17 protein-coding genes are annotated in these 19472 nt (G+C 69.6%); 9 read left to right on the top strand and 8 right to left on the bottom strand.

Annotation, left to right across the window (positions count from 1 at the left end; genetic code table 11):
* Positions 1 to 9 precede the first annotated feature (9 nt).
* Entirely contained in the window at positions 10 to 1569 is a 1560-nt protein-coding gene (locus AC0KS4_RS08855; protein ID WP_238957867.1) for a leucyl aminopeptidase, read from the top strand.
* Positions 1570 to 1582: 13 nt separating this feature from the next.
* Here AC0KS4_RS08855 and AC0KS4_RS08850 read toward each other — a convergent pair whose 3' ends face one another.
* Both AC0KS4_RS08850 and AC0KS4_RS08845 read right to left on the bottom strand, forming a co-directional pair.
* On the bottom strand, positions 1583 to 3178 hold the full coding sequence (locus AC0KS4_RS08850; RefSeq protein WP_238957866.1) for a phytoene desaturase family protein: 1596 nt from the start codon (positions 3176 to 3178) through the stop codon (positions 1583 to 1585).
* Positions 3175 to 3624 carry an SRPBCC family protein gene (locus tag AC0KS4_RS08845; protein WP_225330034.1) on the bottom strand — a complete coding sequence of 150 codons (450 nt, stop codon included), beginning with the start codon at positions 3622 to 3624 and terminating at the stop codon, positions 3175 to 3177. Before AC0KS4_RS08845 ends, AC0KS4_RS08850 begins: the two co-directional genes overlap by 4 nt.
* Positions 3625 to 3768: 144 nt before the next feature.
* Here AC0KS4_RS08845 and AC0KS4_RS08840 point away from each other — a divergent pair, with 144 nt between their 5' ends.
* Positions 3769 to 4110 (top strand): aminopeptidase, encoded by a 342-nt coding sequence (locus AC0KS4_RS08840; protein ID WP_238957865.1) that lies wholly within the window; start codon positions 3769 to 3771, stop codon positions 4108 to 4110.
* 5 nt (positions 4111 to 4115) lie between these two features.
* Here the strand turns inward: AC0KS4_RS08840 and AC0KS4_RS08835 are convergent, their stop codons facing one another.
* Positions 4116 to 5894, bottom strand: a complete 1779-nt coding sequence (locus AC0KS4_RS08835; protein WP_238957864.1) for an SDR family oxidoreductase — start codon at positions 5892 to 5894, stop codon at positions 4116 to 4118.
* Positions 5895 to 6090: 196 nt separating this feature from the next.
* On the opposite strand from AC0KS4_RS08835, the gene sucB reads away from it, so the two are divergent.
* The 5 genes from sucB to AC0KS4_RS08810 are packed head-to-tail and all read left to right on the top strand — an operon-like array spanning position 6091 to position 11295.
* Positions 6091 to 7884 (top strand): 2-oxoglutarate dehydrogenase, E2 component, dihydrolipoamide succinyltransferase, encoded by a 1794-nt coding sequence (gene sucB, locus AC0KS4_RS08830; protein WP_238957863.1) that lies wholly within the window; start codon positions 6091 to 6093, stop codon positions 7882 to 7884.
* A gap of 13 nt (positions 7885 to 7897) precedes the next feature.
* Positions 7898 to 8815: a TIGR01777 family oxidoreductase gene (locus tag AC0KS4_RS08825; RefSeq protein ID WP_225330038.1), complete on the top strand. Its 918-nt coding sequence runs from the start codon at positions 7898 to 7900 to the stop codon at positions 8813 to 8815.
* Positions 8816 to 8864: 49 nt separating this feature from the next.
* On the top strand, positions 8865 to 9566 hold the full coding sequence (gene lipB, locus AC0KS4_RS08820; protein ID WP_238957862.1) for a lipoyl(octanoyl) transferase LipB: 702 nt from the start codon (positions 8865 to 8867) through the stop codon (positions 9564 to 9566).
* Positions 9563 to 10504, top strand: coding sequence for a lipoyl synthase (gene lipA, locus AC0KS4_RS08815; protein ID WP_225330040.1), 942 nt, complete (start codon positions 9563 to 9565; stop codon positions 10502 to 10504). The genes lipB and lipA overlap by 4 nt, the downstream gene beginning before the upstream one ends.
* 38 nt (positions 10505 to 10542) lie before the next feature.
* The gene (locus tag AC0KS4_RS08810; protein ID WP_225330041.1) at positions 10543 to 11295 is read left to right on the top strand and encodes a DUF4191 domain-containing protein; all 753 of its coding nucleotides are present in this window, start codon (positions 10543 to 10545) and stop codon (positions 11293 to 11295) included.
* A 12-nt stretch (positions 11296 to 11307) separates the two neighbouring features.
* On the opposite strand, the gene AC0KS4_RS08805 is transcribed toward AC0KS4_RS08810, so the two are convergent.
* Positions 11308 to 11730 (bottom strand): RDD family protein, encoded by a 423-nt coding sequence (locus tag AC0KS4_RS08805; RefSeq protein WP_238957861.1) that lies wholly within the window; start codon positions 11728 to 11730, stop codon positions 11308 to 11310.
* A gap of 243 nt (positions 11731 to 11973) precedes the next feature.
* Between AC0KS4_RS08805 and glnA the strand changes: the two genes are divergently transcribed.
* The gene (gene glnA / locus AC0KS4_RS08800; protein WP_238957860.1) at positions 11974 to 13410 is read left to right on the top strand and encodes a type I glutamate--ammonia ligase; all 1437 of its coding nucleotides are present in this window, start codon (positions 11974 to 11976) and stop codon (positions 13408 to 13410) included.
* A gap of 108 nt (positions 13411 to 13518) precedes the next feature.
* On the opposite strand, the gene AC0KS4_RS08795 is transcribed toward glnA, so the two are convergent.
* Complete coding sequence (locus tag AC0KS4_RS08795; protein WP_238957859.1) at positions 13519 to 14151, bottom strand: NAD(P)-dependent oxidoreductase; 633 nt, start codon at positions 14149 to 14151, stop codon at positions 13519 to 13521.
* A 344-nt stretch (positions 14152 to 14495) separates the two neighbouring features.
* On the opposite strand from AC0KS4_RS08795, the gene AC0KS4_RS08790 reads away from it, so the two are divergent.
* Positions 14496 to 14939: a MarR family winged helix-turn-helix transcriptional regulator gene (locus tag AC0KS4_RS08790; protein WP_238958038.1), complete on the top strand. Its 444-nt coding sequence runs from the start codon at positions 14496 to 14498 to the stop codon at positions 14937 to 14939.
* A gap of 14 nt (positions 14940 to 14953) precedes the next feature.
* Here AC0KS4_RS08790 and AC0KS4_RS08785 read toward each other — a convergent pair whose 3' ends face one another.
* Genes AC0KS4_RS08785 through AC0KS4_RS08775 form a run of 3 tightly spaced genes read right to left on the bottom strand, consistent with a single transcriptional unit; the run spans position 14954 to position 19436 of the window.
* Positions 14954 to 15814, bottom strand: coding sequence for a TIGR03619 family F420-dependent LLM class oxidoreductase (locus AC0KS4_RS08785; protein ID WP_472408509.1), 861 nt, complete (start codon positions 15812 to 15814; stop codon positions 14954 to 14956).
* Positions 15811 to 16455, bottom strand: coding sequence for a PaaI family thioesterase (locus tag AC0KS4_RS08780; protein WP_225330045.1), 645 nt, complete (start codon positions 16453 to 16455; stop codon positions 15811 to 15813). Before AC0KS4_RS08780 ends, AC0KS4_RS08785 begins: the two co-directional genes overlap by 4 nt.
* Positions 16452 to 19436, bottom strand: a complete 2985-nt coding sequence (locus tag AC0KS4_RS08775) for a bifunctional [glutamine synthetase] adenylyltransferase/[glutamine synthetase]-adenylyl-L-tyrosine phosphorylase (protein WP_238957857.1) — start codon at positions 19434 to 19436, stop codon at positions 16452 to 16454. The genes AC0KS4_RS08780 and AC0KS4_RS08775 overlap by 4 nt, the downstream gene beginning before the upstream one ends.
* Between the last annotated feature and the right edge of the window lie 36 nt (positions 19437 to 19472).

Genomic DNA, 19472 nt, shown 5'->3' with positions numbered 1-19472 from the left:
GTGAAGCGGATGAGCACAGAACCCGGTTACGCCTCCCCCGTTGTCACTGTCGCCTCCTCGCTGCCCCGGCGCGCCGCCGCGTCGACCGTGCTGATCGTGCCCGTCGTCTCGACCGGCGACGACGACAAGCCGGGCGCGGCCGTCACCGAGGCCGGACCGTTCCTGTCCTCGGATGCGATCGCCGAGATCGAGTCGGGGCTGCGCGCGCTGGAGGCCACCGGTGGCGCCGACCAGGTGCACCGGCTGGTGGTGGGATCGCTGCCGGTGTCCAGCGTGCTGACGATCGGTCTGGGCAAGCCGCGGCCCGAGTGGCCGGCCGACACGGTCCGCCGCGCCGCCGGGGTGGCCGCGCGGTCACTCGGCACCACCGCGGCCGTCATCACCACGTTGGGCGAGCTGCCCGGCGAGGGCATCGCCTCGGCCGCCGTCGAGGGCCTGATCCTGGGCAGCTACCGGTTCACCGACTTCCGCAGCCCCAAGACCGCTCCCAAAGACAAAGGGCTGGGCAAGATCACGGTGCTCGCCTCGGAAACTAAAGGCGCCAAGGACGCCAAGAGGGACGCCGCGCACGGTGCGGCCGTCGCGACCGCCGTCGCCACCGCCCGCGACTTCGTCAACACCCCGCCGAGTCACCTGTTTCCCGACGAATTCGCCAAACGCGCAAGGGCTTTGGGGGAATCGGCCGGCCTCGAGGTCGAGGTGCTCGATGACAAGGCGCTACGCAACGGCGGCTACGGCGGGATCATCGGCGTCGGCCAGGGTTCGTCTCGGCCGCCGCGGCTGGTGCGGCTGACCCACCGAGGTTCGAAGCTGGCCAAGAGATCCAAGCAGGCGAAGCGAGTCGCCCTGGTGGGCAAGGGCGTGACGTTCGACACGGGCGGCATCTCGATCAAGCCGGCGGCCGGGATGCACCACATGACCTCGGATATGGGCGGGGCCGCCGCGGTCATCGCGACCGTCACGCTGGCCGCGCAGCTGCAGCTGCCCATCGACGTGATCGCGACCGTCCCGATGGCCGAGAACATGCCGTCGGCGACGGCGCAGCGCCCGGGTGACGTGCTGACGCAGTACGGCGGCATCACCGTCGAGGTGCAGAACACCGACGCCGAGGGCCGGCTGATCTTGGCCGACGCCATCGTGCGCGCATGCGAGGACAACCCGGACTACCTGATCGAGACGTCGACGCTGACCGGCGCGCAGACGGTGGCGCTGGGCAGCCGGATCCCCGGCGTCATGGGCAGCGACGAGTTCCGCGACCGGGTCGCCGCGATCTCGCAGCGCGTGGGCGAAAACGGTTGGCCGATGCCGCTGCCCGACGAACTCAAGGAAGACCTGAAGTCCACGGTCGCCGACCTGTCGAACATCAGCGGGCAGCGCTTCGCCGGCATGCTGGTCGCCGGGGTGTTCCTGCGCGAGTTCGTCGCCGACGGTGTGGGCTGGGCGCACATCGACGTGGCCGGCCCGGCCTACAACACCGGCGGCCCGTGGGGGTATTCGCCCAAGGGCGCCACCGGCGTGCCGGTCCGCACCATGTTCGCGGTGCTCGAAGACATCTGCGAAAACGGCTAGCGAACGGCTGAGGCTACTTCGTCAGCAATGAGAAGACGGCCCGCCGCACCGTGCGGCGCGGCCACCCGGTGACCCCGTTGGCGGCCAGCGCGGCGTTGGCCGCATTGCGCCCGCAGGCGCCGTGCACGGAACCACCCGGGGTCGCCGAGGCGCTGCCCAGATACAGCCCCTGGACCGGGGTTTCGGCCCGGCCCATCCCGGCGACGGGACGAAAGATCAGCATCTGCTGAAGCTGCGCGGTGCCGCCGTTGAGCGCGCCCAAATGCAGGTTGGCGTCGCTGGCCTCCAGGTCCGACGGGCGTTGCACGAACCGGTCGATCACCGCCGCGCCGAAGCCGGGCGCATGCTCCTCGATGACCCGGTCCACCGATGCGGCGAGCCGCTCGGCCGACGCGTCGTCGGCGACATTGCGCGGCAAATGCGTGTAGGCCCATACGCTTTCGGTGCCCGTCGGCGACCGGGTCGGGTCGGCGGTGGTGGTCTGCCCCAACAACATGAACGGATGCTCGGGCACCGTCTTGGTGTTCAGGTCGGCCATCCAGCGCACCAGCCCGTCGCCGTCGGCCCCGAGGTGGACGGTGCCCACCCCGCGCAGCCGTTGCGCTCGCCACGGAACCGGTTCGCGCAGCGCATAGTTCACCTTGACCACCGGCGGATCCCACACGAAGTGCTCGAGGTCGCGCCGCACCTTGGGCGGCACCGCGTCGGCGGGCAGCATGTCGCAGAACAGTCGCGGTGCCGTCACGTCGGCCACCACCGCCCGGCGCGCCCGCACGGTGCGCCCCCCGGCCGTCGTCACCCCGACCGCCCGCCCGCCCCGTACCTCGATGCGAGACACGTTCTCGTTGCACTCGATTCGCGCGCCCGCGGAGCGGGCACGGTTGACCAGGGCGGCCGTCAGCTCGCCGGAACCCCCGACGGGCACGGGCCAGCCGCAGTCCTGGGCGAGCATGGTCATCAGGAATCCCATGGCGCCGCTGATGGGCGCCTCGGGTGGGACGTCGGCGTGCATGGCGTTGCCCAGCAACAAGACTCGCGGCGCCTCGCCGGCGAACAGCTCGCTCACCATCGTGTTGGCGGGCTGCACCAGCAGGCGCGCCAACCGGATCGCTTCCGACGTGCCGAGTTCGGTCAGCAGCCGCAGCAGCGGCCGCACGGGCGGGAAGGGCGCCAGCATGGCGTCGAGCAGTGGGGACTTGATGCGCTCCCACAATTTCACGACACGCCACCAGTTTTCGCCGTCGGCGGGCTCGCGGCGTGCGAATTCCGCGGCGGTGCGCGCCGGGTCGCGGTAGATGATGGGCGGGTCGTCGTCGGCGCCGCTGCGGGGATGGCCCACCACCGCCGGCGCGTGTGACCACCGCAGGCCGTGGTCCTCGAGCTGCAGCGCGGCCATCGCGGGCGAGGCCACCGTCATCGGGTAGTACGAGCTGAACAGGTCGGTGATGTAGCCCGGCGTCAGCTCGGCGCTGCGCACCGCGCCGCCGGGTTCCGGCTGGGCCTCCAGCACCAGCACGTCCCACCCCGCGTCGGCCAGCATCGAGGCGGCGACCAGCCCGTGGTGCCCGGCCCCGATGACGACCGCGTCGGCGGTGTCCCGCACGATCACTTCACCTGGCTCGGCTCCAGACGTTCCGCCAATGCCGCCAGGCGCGACAGGCACTCCTTGTTACGCGGGTAGGCCGCGGCCAACGCGACCGAATCGGGAACGAGCGCCATCGGGCCTTCGACGGGCACCTCGATCATTTCGACCCGGCACCCCTGCGCCGTCTCGTGCAGCAGCATCGTGATCCGCGCGGCACCCATCGGCCCCAGGCGCGCACAGAGCACCAGCTTGTGCGGCGGTTCGCTCTCCTCCACGATCGTCGCGTCGTTGATCACCAAGGGCCAGATTCCGATTGAATGCCTGATCGAGGAGCCGGCCTCCGGCCAGTTGGGATCCACGGCCCGCATGCGACTGTTGCCCACCACCCATTGGGTGTAGGTCCAGCCCTGCGCAAGCACCTCCCACACCCGTTCGCGCGGGACGGGCACCTCTCGCGTTGGAGTGATCACCACACGTCCTTTCCCTCTCGGCTACCGCGGCGGGATACCCACGAACCGGGCGCTGTATCCGCCGACGCCGGGTTTACCGGCGGTGCGCCGGGGTTAATCTCCCTAGCGGTCGTAATCCCCGGCAGGAATGGCGAAAGGCGAACTATGACGGTGCGACGGTTGATCATCGGTGTGGGCGCCGTGCTGTTGTTGGCCGGAATCATCGGGCTGTTGGCGCCGGTGTCGGTGTCCGACAGCAACGGCCATTCGGTGGGGTGCGGGAACGCCGTGGCGACCGATCTGTCCGCGGCCCGCAGCGCGAACAACAGCAATGGGGCGAACATCCCGATCCTCAACCAGATCGTCCCGCACACCGACTTTGTCGCGCAGTGCCAGTCGTCGGTGGGTGGCCGCCGGGCGTGGTCCATACCGCTGGCGGTGCTCGGGGTCATCGCGATCGGCGCGACGTTGTTGACCGGACGCCGCGGGACGACCGCGGGCCCGTAGTCGTTTCAGATCACCCGCATCCGCGCGGCGTTACGCAAGCCCTGCGGCGCCACACGCGAAAGCCCGTACAGCGCATAGGCTTCCGGCGCGACAGGGCGGATCGGCTTCTTCTTCTTGACCGACGACAGGATCGCTTCGGCGACCTTGTCGGGGCCGTAGCGCCGCAGCGCGAACATCTTGCCCAGCTGCCCGCGCCGCCCGTCGACGGCCTCGGCCAGCTTTCCGGCGGGCGCGTCGAACCGGGTGGTCTTGATGATGTTCGTGTCGATGACGCCGGGGCAGATCGTGGTCAGGCCGACGCCGGCGGCGTCGAGTTCGGCGCGCAGGCAGTCCGAAAACATGTAGCTGGCCGCCTTCGACGTGCAGTAGGCGCTCAGCGACTGCAGCGGCGCGTAGGCGGCCATCGACGACACGTTGACGATGTAGCCGCCGGTGCCGCGCTCCACCAGTCGCCGCCCGAAGGAGCGGCAGCCGTTCACCACCCCGCCGAGGTTGACGTCGAGCACCCGGTCGAACTGCTCGGCCGGGGTGTCGAGGAATCCGCCCGCCTGCCCGACGCCGGCGTTGTTGACGACGATGTCGGGAACGCCGTGCTCGGCGCTGACCCGCTCGGCGAACGCCTCCACCGCGTGGGCGTCGGACACGTCGAGCACGTAGGCGTGCGCGACCCCGCCCCGGGTAGCGATCTCGGCGGCGGTGGCCTTGACGGCGGCTTCGTCGATATCGCTGATGACCAGCTCGGCGCCTTCCCGCGCGAACGCGAACGCGGTCTCGCGCCCGATCCCGCTGCCGGCGCCGGTGACCGACACGAGGGTGTCGCCGAACGCTCCGCGGGGGCGCCCCACCTGCGCGCGCAGCAGCGCGCGGCTGGGTTGCTTGCCCTCGGTCAGGTCGGCGAAGTCGTGCACCGCCGCCGCCATCACCTGCGGGTGCGACATCGGGGAGAAGTGACCGGCGCGGATGTCGCGGCGCCACAGCCGCGGCACGAAGCGCGGGGTGTGGTCGTATCCGTACGGCCGCACGTACTTGTCCTTGGTGTTGACGATCAGCTGCACCGGCACGTCGATGACGGCGACGCCCTCCTTGCGGCCGGAGAACGAGCGAAAGTAGTTGGCGGGATACGTTTTTACCGACTGGGCGGCGTCTCGCGCGAGCTTGTCGGAATGATGGATCTGCTCGACGGGAATGTTGTCGACCGCGTTGCGCCGCAGCGCCGGGATCGACAGCGTCAGCCGCAGGAACAACGGGGCCAGCACCGGGATCGAGAACAGCAGCATGTACGTGAACCGCAGCGCCTGGCTGATCGCCCGGACGAAGGTGCGGGGACGCCAGGGCGCCCGCAGGCCGGTGAAGATGTAGTCGACCAGCTGGTCCTGGGCGGGTCCGGAGACCGACGTGAACGTGGCGACCTGGTCGCCGGCGCCGGGGCGCTTGAGGTAGTGCCACACCCCCACCGAGCCCCAGTCGTGGGCCAGCACGTGCACGGGCCCGCCCGGGCTCAGCTCGCCGGTCACCGCGGCGAAGTCGTCGGCGAAGCGGTCCATGCTGTAGGCCGACACGGGCTTGGGCACCGAGGACAGCCCGACGCCGCGGTTGTCGTAGCGGATGATCCGGAACCGATCGGCCAGCAGCGGCACCACGCCGTCCCACAGCACGTGCGAGTCGGGAAAGCCGTGCACCAGTACCACCGTCGGGCCCGCGGGGTTGCCCTCTTCGTAGACGGCGATGCGCGCGCCGTCCGCGCTGTCGACGAAATGCTGGGGTCGTTGTTGTGATGGCGGCATCGGACCTCCCCGCTCTGGCTGCAGTGGCCACACCGTAGCAAGCGTGATCGGGGTCACCCGGCCAGCGCGCGGTGTCTGCCCTGGATGTGTGCCGACGAAGCCGCAGTGACAGGATAGTTTTGGATTGCGACTTCGCCTTCCACACGCGAGCTGAACGACCCGCCCCGACCCACGAGCGATCGAGGAGTCAAAAAAGATGGCCTTCTCCGTCCAGATGCCGGCACTCGGTGAGAGCGTCACCGAGGGGACGGTCACCCGCTGGCTCAAGCAGGAAGGCGACACGGTTGAACTCGACGAGCCGCTCGTCGAGGTGTCGACCGACAAGGTGGACACCGAGATCCCGTCGCCGGCCGCGGGTGTGCTGACCAAGATCGTCGCCCAGGAAGACGACACCGTCGAGGTGGGCGGCGAGCTGGCCGTGATCGGCGACGGTTCCGAGAGCGGCGGGTCCCAGGCCCCGAGCCAGCCGGAGCCGCAGGCGCAATCGGCGCCCCCCGCCCAGCCCGAGGCGCAACCCGAGCCCGAGCCGCAGCCCCAGGCTCAGGCCCAGCCGGAGCCCCAGCCGGCCCAGCAGAGCTCCGGTGGCGGCGACGCGACCCCGGTGTTGATGCCCGAACTCGGTGAGTCGGTGGCCGAGGGCACCGTGACCCGCTGGCTCAAGAAGGTCGGCGATTCGGTCCAGGTCGACGACGCGCTCGTCGAGGTGTCCACCGACAAGGTGGACACCGAGATCCCCTCACCGGTGGCCGGTGTGCTGATCAGCATCACCGCCGAGGAAGACGCCACCGTGCCCGTCGGCGGCGAGCTGGCCCGCATCGGCACCGGTTCCGACGCCGCTGCCCCGGCGGCCCCCGCCGCGCCGCAGCCGCCGCCCGCACCTAAAGCCGAACCGAAGCCCGAGCCCGCCCCCCAGGCGCAGCCGAAGCCGCAAGCCGCGCCGGCCCCCGCGCCGCAACCGAAAGCTCAGCCCGAGCCGAAAGCCCAACCGGCACAGGCCCAGCCGCCGGCGCAGGCGCCGGACTCCAGCACCGACGGCACGCCCTATGTCACGCCGCTGGTGCGAAAACTGGCCGCGGAGAACAACATCGACCTGACGTCGGTCACCGGCACCGGGGTGGGCGGTCGCATCCGCAAGCAAGACGTGCTGGCGGCCGCCGAGCGCAAGCAGCAGGCCGACCGGGCGCCCGCGGCGGCGCCGGCCCCCGCGGCCCCCGCCCCCGGCGAGGCCCGCAAGGCCGCTCCCGCGCCGTCGCCGGCGCTGGCGCACCTGCGGGGCACCACCCAGAAGGCCAGCCGGATCCGCCAGATCACGGCCAACAAGACGCGCGAATCCCTGCAGGCCACAGCGCAACTCACCCAGACCCACGAGGTCGACATGACCAGGCTGGTCGGGTTGCGGGCCAGGGCCAAGGCGGCGTTCGCCGAACGCGAAGGCGTGAACCTGACCTTCTTGCCGTTCATCGCCCGCGCGGTGATCGACGCGCTCAAGATCCACCCGAACGTGAACGCGAGCTACAACGAGGAAACCAAGGAGATCACCTACTACGACGCCGAGCACCTCGGCTTCGCGGTCGACACCGAGCAGGGGCTGCTCTCCCCCGTCGTGCACAACGCGGGCGACCTGTCGCTGGCCGGGCTGGCCAGGGCGATCGCCGACATCGCCGCGCGCGCCCGGTCGGGCAACCTGAAGCCCGACGAGCTCTCCGGCGGCACCTTCACGATCACCAACATCGGCAGCCAGGGCGCGCTGTTCGACACCCCGATCCTGGTTCCGCCGCAGGCGGCCATGCTGGGCACCGGCGCCATCGTCAAGCGCCCCCGGGTGATCGTCGACGAGTTCGGCAACGAATCGATCGGGGTCCGCTCGATCTGCTACCTGCCGCTGACCTATGACCACCGGCTCATCGACGGCGCGGACGCCGGGCGGTTCCTGACCACCATCAAGCACCGGCTCGAAGAGGGAGCGTTCGAGGCCGACCTCGGACTCTGAGGGGACGGCGAAGGTGGCTGGTCAGAAGTCCGTCGTTGCGATCGCGGGTTCGTCCGGCCTGATCGGCTCCGCCCTCGCCGCGGCCCTGCGCGCCGCCGACCACCGGGTGCTGCGCATCGTGCGCCGCGCACCGGCGAACGGCGACGAGGTGCACTGGAACCCCGAGAGCGGCGACCTCGATCCCGACACGCTGAGCGGCGTCGATGCGGTCGTCAACCTGTGCGGCGTCAACATCGGCAAACGCCGATGGTCGGGCGCCTTCAAGCAAAGCCTGCGGGACAGCCGCATCGGCCCGACCGAGGTCCTGGCGCACGCCGTCGCCGACGCCGGGGTGGCAACCCTGATCAACGCCAGCGCGGTGGGCTTCTATGGAAACACCAAGGACCGCGTGGTCGACGAAAACGACCGTGCCGGAAGCGGTTTCCTGGCCCGGCTGTGCGAAGACTGGGAGGCCGCCACGCTGCCGGCGCAATACGGCGGCGCCCGGGTGGTGCTGGCGCGCACCGGGCTGGTGTTCTCCCCCGCCGGTGGCGCGCTGGGGCGGTTGCGGCCGTTGTTCCGGACGGGGCTGGGTGCCCGGCTGGGCAGCGGGCGGCAATACATGTCGTGGATCACGCTGGAAGACGAAGTGCGAGCGCTGCTGTTCGCGATTTCGAACACCGCGCTGTCCGGGCCGGTGAACATGACGGGGCCCGCGCCGGTCACCAACGCCGAATTCACCACCGCGTTCGGGCGGGCGGTGAACCGCCCGACGCCGTTGATGCTGCCCGGTTTCGCCGTCCGGGCCGCGCTGGGAGAGTTCGCCGACGAAGGCCTGTTGACGGGGCAGCGGGCCATCCCGTCGGCGCTGGAGCGCGCCGGTTTTGCGTTCCACCACAACACCATTGGCGAGGCGCTCGGCTACGCGACCGCCCGGCGCGACCACGACTAGTGCCACCGCGCGTCACCTCGGGGCGCGCGGGCCGAGTACCGTCGCGAATGTGATCGATTCCATCCGGTCCAGCCGGTCCCTCATCGACGTCCGACAGCTCGGAACCGTCGACTACCGCGTGGCCTGGCAGCAGCAGCGCGAGCTGGCCGACGCCCGGGTGGCGGGCGGCAGCGACACCCTGCTGTTGCTCGAGCACCCGGCCGTCTACACCGCGGGACGGCGCACCGAGCCGCACGAGCGGCCCACGGACGGCACCCCCGTCGTCGACACCGACCGCGGCGGCAAGATCACCTGGCACGGACCCGGCCAGTTGGTCGGGTATCCGATCATCGGCCTGGCCGAACCGCTCGACGTGGTCAACTACGTGCGGCGGCTCGAGGAGGCGTTGATCAAAGTGTGCGCCGACCTGGGCCTGGACACGGTCCGCGTCCAGGGCCGGTCCGGCGTGTGGGTGCCCGGCGTTGACGGCCGGCCCGACCACAAGGTCGCCGCGATCGGCGTGCGGGTGTCGCGCGCCACCACCCTGCACGGGTTCGCGCTCAACTGCGACTGCGACCTCGGCGCCTTCAGCCCCATCGTGCCGTGCGGCATCAGCGACGCCGGGGTGACGTCGTTGTCCGCCGAGCTGCGCCGCCCGGTCAGCGTCGACGACATCCGCACGAGCGTCGCCGACGCCGTCTGCGACGCGCTGGACGGGGTGCTGCCGGTGCGCGAGCACGACGGCGCCGCGCGCGTAGCATCAGCGATGTGACTGTCGCACCCGAGGGACGCAAACTGCTGCGCCTGGAAGTGCGCAACGCCGAAACCCCGATCGAGCGCAAACCGCCGTGGATCAGGGTGCGGGCCAAGATGGGCCCGGAATACACCCAGCTCAAGAGCCTGGTCCGGCGCGAGGGCCTGCACACGGTCTGCGAAGAGGCCGGCTGCCCCAACATCTTCGAATGCTGGGAGGACCGCGAGGCGACCTTCCTGATCGGCGGTGACCAGTGCACCCGTCGCTGCGACTTCTGCCAGATCGATACCGGGAAGCCGGCCGAGCTGGACCGCGACGAGCCCCGGCGGGTGGCCGACAGCGTGCGCACGATGGGGCTGCGCTACGCCACGGTCACCGGGGTGGCCCGCGACGACCTGCCCGACGGCGGCGCGTGGCTCTACGCCGAGACGGTGCGCGCCATCAAGGAACTCAACCCGTCGACCGGGGTCGAGCTGTTGATCCCCGACTTCAACGGCGAGCCCGGCCGGCTTGCCGAGGTGTTCGAGTCACACCCGGAAGTGTTGGCGCACAACGTCGAAACGGTGCCGCGCATCTTCAAGCGCATCCGGCCCGCGTTCACCTACCAGCGCAGCCTCGACGTGCTCACCGCGGCGCGTGACTTCGGGCTGGTCACCAAGAGCAACCTCATCCTCGGCCTGGGTGAAACCCCCGACGAGGTGCGCACCGCGCTGGCCGACCTGCGTCACGCCGGCTGCGACATCATCACCATCACCCAGTACCTGCGGCCCTCGGCGCGTCACCACCCCGTCGCGCGCTGGGTGAAGCCGGAGGAGTTCGTCGAGTTCGCGCAGCACGCCGAGCAACTCGGCTTCTCCGGGGTGCTGGCCGGACCGCTGGTGCGCTCGTCGTATCGCGCGGGCCGGCTCTATCAGCAAGCCGCCGGGGCCCGCGCCTCGGACGCGGCGGCACGGTAGCCGAATTTGCCTGGCGCGGCCCTACGTATCCTTTGACTATGGCTAAATCCCGCACTGCCGCTGAGAACAAGGCCGCCCGAGCGCAGGCGCAGGCTGCCCGCAAGGCCGCCGCGCGGGAGCGCCGCACCCAGTTGTGGCAGGCGTTCAATCTGCAGCGCCAGGAGGACAAGCGCCTGCTGCCGTACATGATCGGCGCCTTCGTGCTGATCGTGGGCGCCTCGGTGGGCGTCGGGCTCTGGGCCGGCGGGCTGACGATGATCACCTTGATCCCGCTCGGCGTGGTGCTGGGCGGGCTGGTTGCGTTCATCGTCTTCGGACGCCGCGCCCAGAAGTCCGTCTACCGCAAGGCCGAGGGCCAAACCGGGGCGGCGGCATGGGCATTGGACAACCTGCGCGGCAAGTGGCGGGTGACGCCGGGCGTCGCCGCGACCGGACACTTCGACGCCGTGCACCGGGTCATCGGCCGGCCCGGCGTGATCCTGGTCGGCGAGGGGTCGGCGACCCGCGTGCGCCCGCTGCTGGCGCAGGAGAAGAAGCGCACCGCCCGCCTGATCGGGGAGGTGCCGATCTACGACATCATCGTCGGCAACGGCGAGGACGAGGTGCCCCTGGCCAAGCTGGAGCGCCATCTCACCCGGTTGCCGGCCAACATCACCGCCAAGCAGATGGACACGCTGGAGTCCCGGTTGGCCGCCTTGGGGACGCGGGCCGGGGCCGCCGTCATGCCGAAGGGGCCGCTGCCCAACGCCGGCAAGATGCGCGGCGTGCAGCGCACGGTGCGCCGCAAATAGCCGCCATCGGACTCAGCGGCGAACCACGGCCGTCGCGGTCAACCGGTCCTGCAGCCCGCGGCCGTCCCAGTCGGTGAACAACGCCGGGACCACCGTGCCGACCAGGAGGCCGCGCACCACCGCGCGGCCGACGCCGACCATCCCGCGCCCGTCCACCGCCACCACCTGCAGACCCAGCGCCAGCTGGCCGGGCGTGAAGCCGAACAGTCGCACCGAGACCACGCCCAGCACAAACCAGATGACCAGCTCGGCGGTGGCCAGCGCCCCTTCGGGGAACCACCCGAACCGCATGGCCAGCGCCGCCAGACCCAAAGCGATCAGCCAGTCGATCGTCAGCGCGCCCAGCCGTCGCCCCATCCGCGCCAGCGAGCCCGGCCCGCTCTGGGGCAATCCCAGCTTTTCACCGGGGTATGCGGATCGCGATTCCGGCATCATCGCCGCGGACCGGGGTCCGAATAAATCGACGGCCAGGTCCGATACGGCGGGCGGACGGTGCGCTCCGTCACCAGAAAAGATACGATCTTGCGATCCATGGCCCCACAATAGAACCGCCGCCAAAGCGGCCACTTTTTGCGTGTGGCATGGTCACGTAACGTGCGCGCAACATCGGGTTGACTGACGGGCAACATCTGCTCCCTAGCGTCAGGCCGCGGATCTCACCAAGTAAAGGAGCACTCTGTGACGGAAAAGACGCCCGACGCCGTCTTCAAACTCGCGAAGGACGAGAACGTCGAGTTTGTCGACGTGCGGTTCTGTGATTTGCCCGGCATCATGCAGCACTTCACCATTCCGATTTCGTTTTTCGACGAGAGCGTTTTTGAGGACGGCTTGGCATTCGACGGCTCGTCGATTCGCGGATTCCAGTCCATTCACGAATCCGACATGCTGCTCCTGCCCGACCCGGCGACGGCGCAGATCGACCTGTTCCGCGAAGCCAAGACGCTGAACCTGAACTTCTTCGTGCACGACCCCTTCACCCTCGAGCCGTACTCGCGCGACCCGCGCAACATCGCCCGTAAGGCCGAGAACTACCTGATCAGCACCGGCGTCGCCGACACCGCGTACTTCGGCGCCGAGGCCGAGTTCTACATCTTCGACTCGGTGAGCTTCGATTCGCGCACCAACGGCTCGTTCTACGAGATCGACGCGATCTCTGGTTGGTGGAACACCGGCTCGCCCAACGAGCTCGACGGCAGCCCCAACCGCGGCTACAAGGTCCGCCCCAAGGGTGGCTACTTCCCGGTCGCCCCCGTCGACCACTACGTCGACCTGCGCGACAAGATGCTGTCGAACCTGATCACGGCCGGCTTCAGCCTGGAAAAGGGCCACCACGAGGTGGGCACCGGCGGCCAGGCCGAGATCAACTACAAGTTCAACACGCTGCTGCACGCGGCCGACGACATGATGCTCTACAAGTACATCGTCAAGAACACGGCCTGGCAGCACGGCAAGACCGTCACGTTCATGCCCAAGCCGCTGTTCGGTGACAACGGCTCCGGCATGCACACCCACCAGTCGCTGTGGAAGGACGGCAGCCCGCTGATGTACGACGAGACCGGGTACGCCGGCCTCTCGGACACCGCCCGCCACTACATCGGCGGCCTGCTGCACCACGCGCCGTCGCTGCTGGCGTTCACCAACCCCACGGTGAACTCCTACAAGCGTCTGGTGCCCGGCTACGAGGCCCCGATCAACCTGGTCTACAGCCAGCGCAACCGCTCGGCCTGTGTCCGGATCCCGATCACCGGCACCAACCCCAAGGCCAAGCGGCTCGAGTTCCGTTGCCCCGACTCGTCGGGCAACCCGTACCTGGCGTTCTCGGCCATGCTGATGGCCGGCCTGGACGGCATCAAGAACAAGATCGAGCCGCAGGCACCGGTCGACAAGGACCTCTACGAGCTGCCGCCCGAAGAGGCCGCCAACATCCCGCAGGCGCCCACGCAGCTGTCCGCGGTGATCGACCGGCTGGAAGAAGACCACGAATACCTCACCGAGGGCGGCGTTTTCACGCCCGACCTCATCGAAACGTGGATCAACTTCAAGCGCGAGAACGAGATCCTGCCGGTCCAGATCCGGCCGCACCCCTACGAATTCGCGCTGTACTACGACGTTTAAGGACGCCTGAGTCGGCTTGACGAAACCACCCGCGCGGCGCTCGCCTCGCGGGTGGTTTCGCGTTCAGCCGCCGGAACCTGCCCCTTGGGCGCGTTCCGCTGGAGTGACCTATTTGGTGTCGGTGACGACGACGACCTGACGGATGAACGTGTCTTCCACGGCGGCGTGGAGGAGAAAGTCGGCGACGTTTTCCCGAGAGGTTGAGGGGAGGATCGGCAACGTCGTGACGTCGTCGAGCGCCATCGCGGTGTAGCGGCCGCCGACCCCGTCGTTCAAGGCCCCGGGGTATTCGAGGGTCCATTTCAGGCCGCTGGCTTTCAAGAGCACTTCGGACGCCGCTTTGTCTTCGTACTTCTTGCGCAGCGCCGTGCGAAATATCAGGCCGGCGAGAAACGATGCCTTGGCGAGGGAGTCGCCGACTCCGAAGGCCGACACGATCACGAACCGGTCAACACCCGATGTTTTGGCGGAGGCGATGACGGCGCGGACGGTGTCCGTGATCAGCGTCGGCGTTTTGCGGACGTTCTTGACGCCGAGTGCGCTGATGACCGCGTCGTGCCCTCGGGCTGCCGTGGCGATGTCGGCGGCGTCGGTGACGTCGCCGCCGACGATGTGGGCGCGCGGGTCAACGGTGGCGTCGGCCCGCCGAACCAGGGCGGTGACCTGGTGACCCTGGTCGAGCGCCTTTTTGACGAAGAGGCGGCCAGTGCGGCCGGTTGCTCCAAGGACAAGAAACTTCACAATAATTCGCTTTCTCTAGAACGGGTGAAACGGATGAACGGGCGTGATGGTGAGCGGGGCCCGCATAGCGGTAACCACCCGTCCATCGCTCGCTATATCGTCAGGAACATTGACTATCATGATCCGTGTTTCTGACTAATGTCAAGTGTTCATAACAGTGTTGGCCCCCACCGACGTCTATGCTGGTCATTGATGTTTACTAAACTGATGGTTCGTCGGAGGCCGTGCGTGCATCAGCAGCGGGTGCGAAGTCACCCACGGGACGCAGGGTGCCGGGACGCAGTAGCGGTGGACGTAAGGTGTGAATTTCGTTGGACCACGTGGGCGATGGAGCCGAGGGCGGCATGAACGACGAGCAGCGGATTGACCTAGGGGTGTCGTTGTTCATCCCGTACCGGCACACCGAAGACCGGATTTTCCGGGCGCTCCAGGATGCCGGATTCGACGACTGGACCCTGGCCCAGTGCCGCGTGTTTCAACGCATCGCCCCGGACGGTTCGCGCCTCACAGACCTCGCCGAACAGGCGCAAATGAGCAAGCAGAGCGCGGGCGTGCTGGTCGATCAACTCGAACGTTTAGGCTATGTCCGCCGGGTCCCCGACCCCGCGGATGGCCGCGCCCGGTTGATCGTGATCGAGCGACGTGGCCGGCGCGCGATCGAGGTAGTCACGGCAACACTCGACAAGATCCACGCGGAGTGGAAGGCCTACCTGGGTACCCGCAACTTCACACTGCTGCAACAGATCTTGGATCAGCTCCGCGAGATCACCGACCCCTACGCGCGGTAAAGCCGCCGTGTCTCCTACCCGTCGAGTGACAGGTCCTTGCGAAAGCGCTGCATGCCGTCGATCTTGTCGTCCAGGCCGGCGTCGGGCCCGGCGTAGAACATCCACGGCATCGTGATGATCCCGGTGATGCCGCCGGCCTCCGCGCGCTGATAGTCGGCGGTCGTGAACGCGTCGGTGAGCGGGGTGAGAACGGTGAAATCGTCCATGGACAAACCGTTTTCGGCCCGCATCTCCCGCAGCCGGCCGATGGCGTCGAGGGCCCGCTCGGTGTTGATCAAGTCCCCGATCCAGCCGTCGTTGCGGGCGGCGCGGCGCAGCGCGATCTCGCTGAGCCCCCCGACATACACGGGAATGGGCGGCGGGGTGGGCTGCATGTCCAGCCGCGGCGCGGAATAGAACTCGCCCTCGAACTCCGTCCAGCCCGGCGACCACAGCGCCCGCATCAGCTCGATGATTTCATCGGTGCGCTTGCCGCGGGCCTCGAATCGCTCACCCATCAACGCGAATTCCTCGCGACACCAGCCCACGCCGATACCCAGCTCCACCCGGCCCGACGCCAGAACCGCCGCGGTACCAATGGCTTTCGCCGCCGAATACGGGTTGCGCATCGCGGGGATGTAGACGGTGTTGACGAACCGCAGCCGCGTGGTGACCTGGGCGAGCGCACCGACGAGCACCCAGGGGTCCGGCCAGTCGGTGAAGGGCTGCCAGCGCCGCTGGCCGTCCTTGGTGTACGGGTACGGCGTGTCCAGCGTCTCCAGGTTGACGACGTGGTCGGGGATGCCGATCCCGTCGTAGCCGAGTTCGTCGGCCGCCTTGGCGAGCTCGATGATCTCGCGGGTGTTCAGGAAGGCGCTGCTGATGTAGAACTTCACTGCGCCTCCTGCGCCCAGGCCGGCTCGATGAAGACGCCGTCGGCCTCGACGGTGACGCCCGCGGCGTCCGAAATGGTGCCGCGTGCAAAGACTTTGCGGCCCTGTTTGCCGTCGACCCACGCATCGCAACGAAGCGGGCCGAGCGGGGTGCCGCGCAGATACTTGACGGTGATGGTCCCGGTGAACCGCGCCTTGGACAAGCCCTCGCTGGCCGCCTCGCCGAGCATGTGGTCGAGCACCAGGGCGCTGACGCCGCCGTGCACCAGTTTCGGCGGTCCCTCGTAGGCCGAGCCCAGGACGAACTCGCTCCAGCAGCGCCCGTCGCCCTCGTGGTTCACCACGATCGGCGGGGCGATGGGGTTGCACACCCCGATCGCGGCGTTGCCCAACGGCAGCGGGCGGCCGTTGACGCGGTAGCTCACGCCCATCGCGCGGGTGCGTTGCCGCAACGACGCGGTGACGGCCTCGATCGCCGATCGCGCGTCGGCGACGACGTCGTCGCCGACCTCGGTCCGGATGGTCGCGTCGACGAGCTCGCGGACCGCATCGGCCAATGGGGCATACAGCGCGGTCACGCGATCGGCTTCCGTCGCGCTGAGCACCTCGAATGTGGCGTCCAACGCGCCGGCCTCCTGACTCAACTTCCAAACACCTTGCGCACGACGGCTTTTGCGCGCCGCGTCACCCGTAAATAGTTGTCCAAGAACTCGCCGCCCTCGTCGGTCGGCCAGCCGGCGGCCACGGCGACCGCGTTCAGCTGGCGTCCGTGGCCCGGCAGCTGGTCGGTGGGCTTACCGCGGACGAGCACCAGCGCGTTGCGGGCCCGGGTGGCGGTCAGCCAGGCCTGCCGCAGCAGCTCCACCTCGTCGGCGGGAACCAGCTCGGCCGCGGCGATCGCATCCAGGCACTCCAGCGTCGACGTGGTGTGCAGCGCGGGGATCTCGTGGGCGTGCCGCAGCTGCAGCAGCTGCACGGTCCATTCGATGTCGGCCAGTCCCCCGCGACCCAGCTTGGTGTGCGTGTTGGGGTCGGCGCCGCGCGGCAGCCGCTCGGCGTCGACGCGGGCCTTGATGCGGCGGATCTCGCGCATCGCCTCCGGCGACATCTCGTTGGGTGGATAGCGCGTCTTGTCGGCCATCAGCAGGAACCGCTGCCCCAGCTCCTCGTCGCCGGCGACCGCGTGCGCGCGCAGCAGCGCCTGGACCTCCCACGGCTGCGCCCACTGCCCGTAGTAGGCGGCGTAGGAGGCCAGGGTGCGCACCAGCGGGCCGTTGCGGCCCTCGGGCCGCAGGTTGGCGTCGACCTCCAGCGGCGGGTCGACGCTGGGGGTCCCCAGCAGGGTCCGGACCTGTTCGGCGACCGTGGTCGCCCAGCGCACGGCCACGGAATCCTCGACACCGGGCGCGGATTCGCACACGAACATCACGTCGGCGTCGGACCCGTAGCCCAGTTCGGCGCCGCCCAGCCTGCCCATGCCGATGACGGCGATGGCCGCCGGCGCCTTGCCGTTTTCGGGAAGGTTGGTCCGGATCATCGCGTCCAGCGCGGCCTGCAGCACCGCCACCCACACCGACGTCAGCGCCTTGCACACGTCGACGACCTCGAGCATGCCGAGCAGGTCCGCCGACGCCACCCGGGCCAGCTCGCGACGCCGCAGGGTGCGCGCGCCGGCGATCGCCCGCACCGGGTCGGAGTAGCGGCAGGCCGAGGCGACCAGCGCGCGGGCCACCGAGGCCGGGTCGGTCTCCAGGAGTCGCGGCCCGGTCGCCCCGTCGCCGTAGTCCTGGATGACCCGGGGCGCGCGCATCAACAGGTCCGGCACGTACGCCGAGGTGCCCAGCACGTGCATGAGCCGCCGCGCGACGGCGGGCTGATCGCGCAGCGTGGCCAGATACCAGCTCTCCCCGGACAGCGCCTCGGACAGTCGCCGGTAGGCCAGCAGCCCGCCGTCGGGGTCGGGCGTGTACGACATCCAGTTCAGCAGCCTGGGCAGCAGCACCGACTGCACCCGGCCCCGCCGGCCGCTGAGGTTGACCAGCGCCGACATGTGCTTAAGCGCGGACTGCGGGCCCTCGTATCCCAGGGCGGCCAGCTGGCGCTCGGCGGCCTCGGAGGTCATGCCGTGCGCGATCTCCAGGCCGGCCGGGCCGATCGATTCCAGCAGCGGTTGGTAGAACAGCTTGGCGTGCAGCTGCGACACCCGCAGGTTCTGGTGCCGCAGCTCCTCGCGCAGCACCCCCGCGGCGTCGTGGCGGCCGTCGGGCCGGATGTGGGCGGCCCGCGCCAGCCAGCGCACCGCCTCCTCGTCGTCGGGCTCGGGCAGCAGGTGGGTGCGCTTGAGCCGCTGCAGTTGCAGCCGGTGCTCGAGCAGCCGGAGGAACTCGTAGGAGGCGGTGAGGTTCGCCGCGTCCTCGCGTCCGATGTAGCCGCCGTGGCCCAGCGCGGCGAGCGCGTCCACCGTCGACGCCACGTGCAGCGACTCGTCGCTGCGCCCGTGCACCAACTGCAGGAGCTGCACGGCGAATTCGACGTCGCGCAATCCGCCGCTGCCGAGCTTGATCTCGCGGCCGCGCACGTCGGCGGGCACCAGCTGCTCGACGCGGCGCCGCATCGCCTGCACTTCGACCACGAAGTCCTCACGCTCGCAGGCGACCCAGACCATCGGCATCAGCGCGGCCAGGTACCGCTGCCCCAGCTCCGCGTCGCCCACCGCCGCGCGCGCCTTCAGCAGCGCCTGGAACTCCCAGGTTTTCGCCCACCGCTGGTAGTAGGCGATGTGCGACTCGACGGTGCGGACCAGCTCGCCGCTGCGGCCCTCCGGTCGCAGCCCGGCGTCGACCTGAAAGAACGCCTCGGAGGCCAGCCGCATCATCTCGCCGGCCACCCGGGTGGTGAGGGCGTCGGCGTGCTCGGCGACGAAGATGACGTCGACGTCGCTGACGTAGTTCAGTTCGCGGGCACCGCATTTGCCCATCGCGATGACCGCCAGCCGCGGCGGCGTCTTGTCGCCGCACACGGTGCTCTCGGCCACCCGCAACGCGGCGGCCAGCGCGGCGTCGGCCAGGTCCGACAGGTGGGCGGCCACGACGGTGAACGGCACCACCGGTTCGTCCTCGACCGTGGCGGCCAGGTCGAGCCCGGCCAGCACCAGCAGCTGATCGCGGTACAGGGTGCGCAGCCGCACCATCGCCGAACCGGGGTCGGCCAGCGCCTCCTCGACGCACGCGGTGAAGTTCGCGGACAGCTGGTCGTGGGTGGGCAGTGTGACGTTGCCGCGCAAGAGTTTCCAGGACTGCGGCTGGGCGATCAGGTGATCCCCGAGGGCCAGCGACGCGCCGAGCACACCGAACAGCCGCCCGCGCAGGGGGCGTTCGGCGAGCAGGGCGGCGTTGAGCTCGTTCCACCCGGCGTCGGGGTTCTCGGCCAGCCGGACCAGGGCGAGCAGGGCGGCGTCGGGGTCCGCGGCGCGCGACAGCGACCAGAGCAGGTCGACGTGGGCCTGGTCGTCATGGTCATGCCAACCCAGCTGCGCTATGCGTTCGGCCGCTTGCGGATCGACCAACCCGAGCCGGCCGACGCTGGGCAGCCTGGGGCGCTGCGTCGCGGGTTTGGTCACGACCACGACCGTATCGCAACCGGCCGATCTTCAGGCACGGCG

The sequence above is a fragment of the Mycobacterium sp. NTMscope_MAC_12 genome, assembly GCF_976985675.1.
The sequence above is the reverse complement of the archived record's forward strand: the minus strand, read 5'-3'. Positions and strand labels throughout refer to the sequence as shown.

Bases quoted from the DNA above. Each gene is read 5' to 3' on its own strand.
- AC0KS4_RS08855 (WP_238957867.1), top strand. From the start codon at position 10: ATGAGCACAGAACCCGGTTACGCCTCCCCCGTTGTCACTGTCGCCTCC.
- AC0KS4_RS08840 (WP_238957865.1), top strand. From the start codon at position 3,769: ATGACGGTGCGACGGTTGATCATCGGTGTGGGCGCCGTGCTGTTGTTG.
- AC0KS4_RS08835 (WP_238957864.1), bottom strand. From the start codon at position 5,894: ATGCCGCCATCACAACAACGACCCCAGCATTTCGTCGACAGCGCGGAC.
- sucB (WP_238957863.1), top strand. From the start codon at position 6,091: ATGGCCTTCTCCGTCCAGATGCCGGCACTCGGTGAGAGCGTCACCGAG.
- AC0KS4_RS08810 (WP_225330041.1), top strand. From the start codon at position 10,543: ATGGCTAAATCCCGCACTGCCGCTGAGAACAAGGCCGCCCGAGCGCAG.
- AC0KS4_RS08805 (WP_238957861.1), bottom strand. From the start codon at position 11,730: ATGATGCCGGAATCGCGATCCGCATACCCCGGTGAAAAGCTGGGATTG.
- AC0KS4_RS08790 (WP_238958038.1), top strand. From the start codon at position 14,496: ATGAACGACGAGCAGCGGATTGACCTAGGGGTGTCGTTGTTCATCCCG.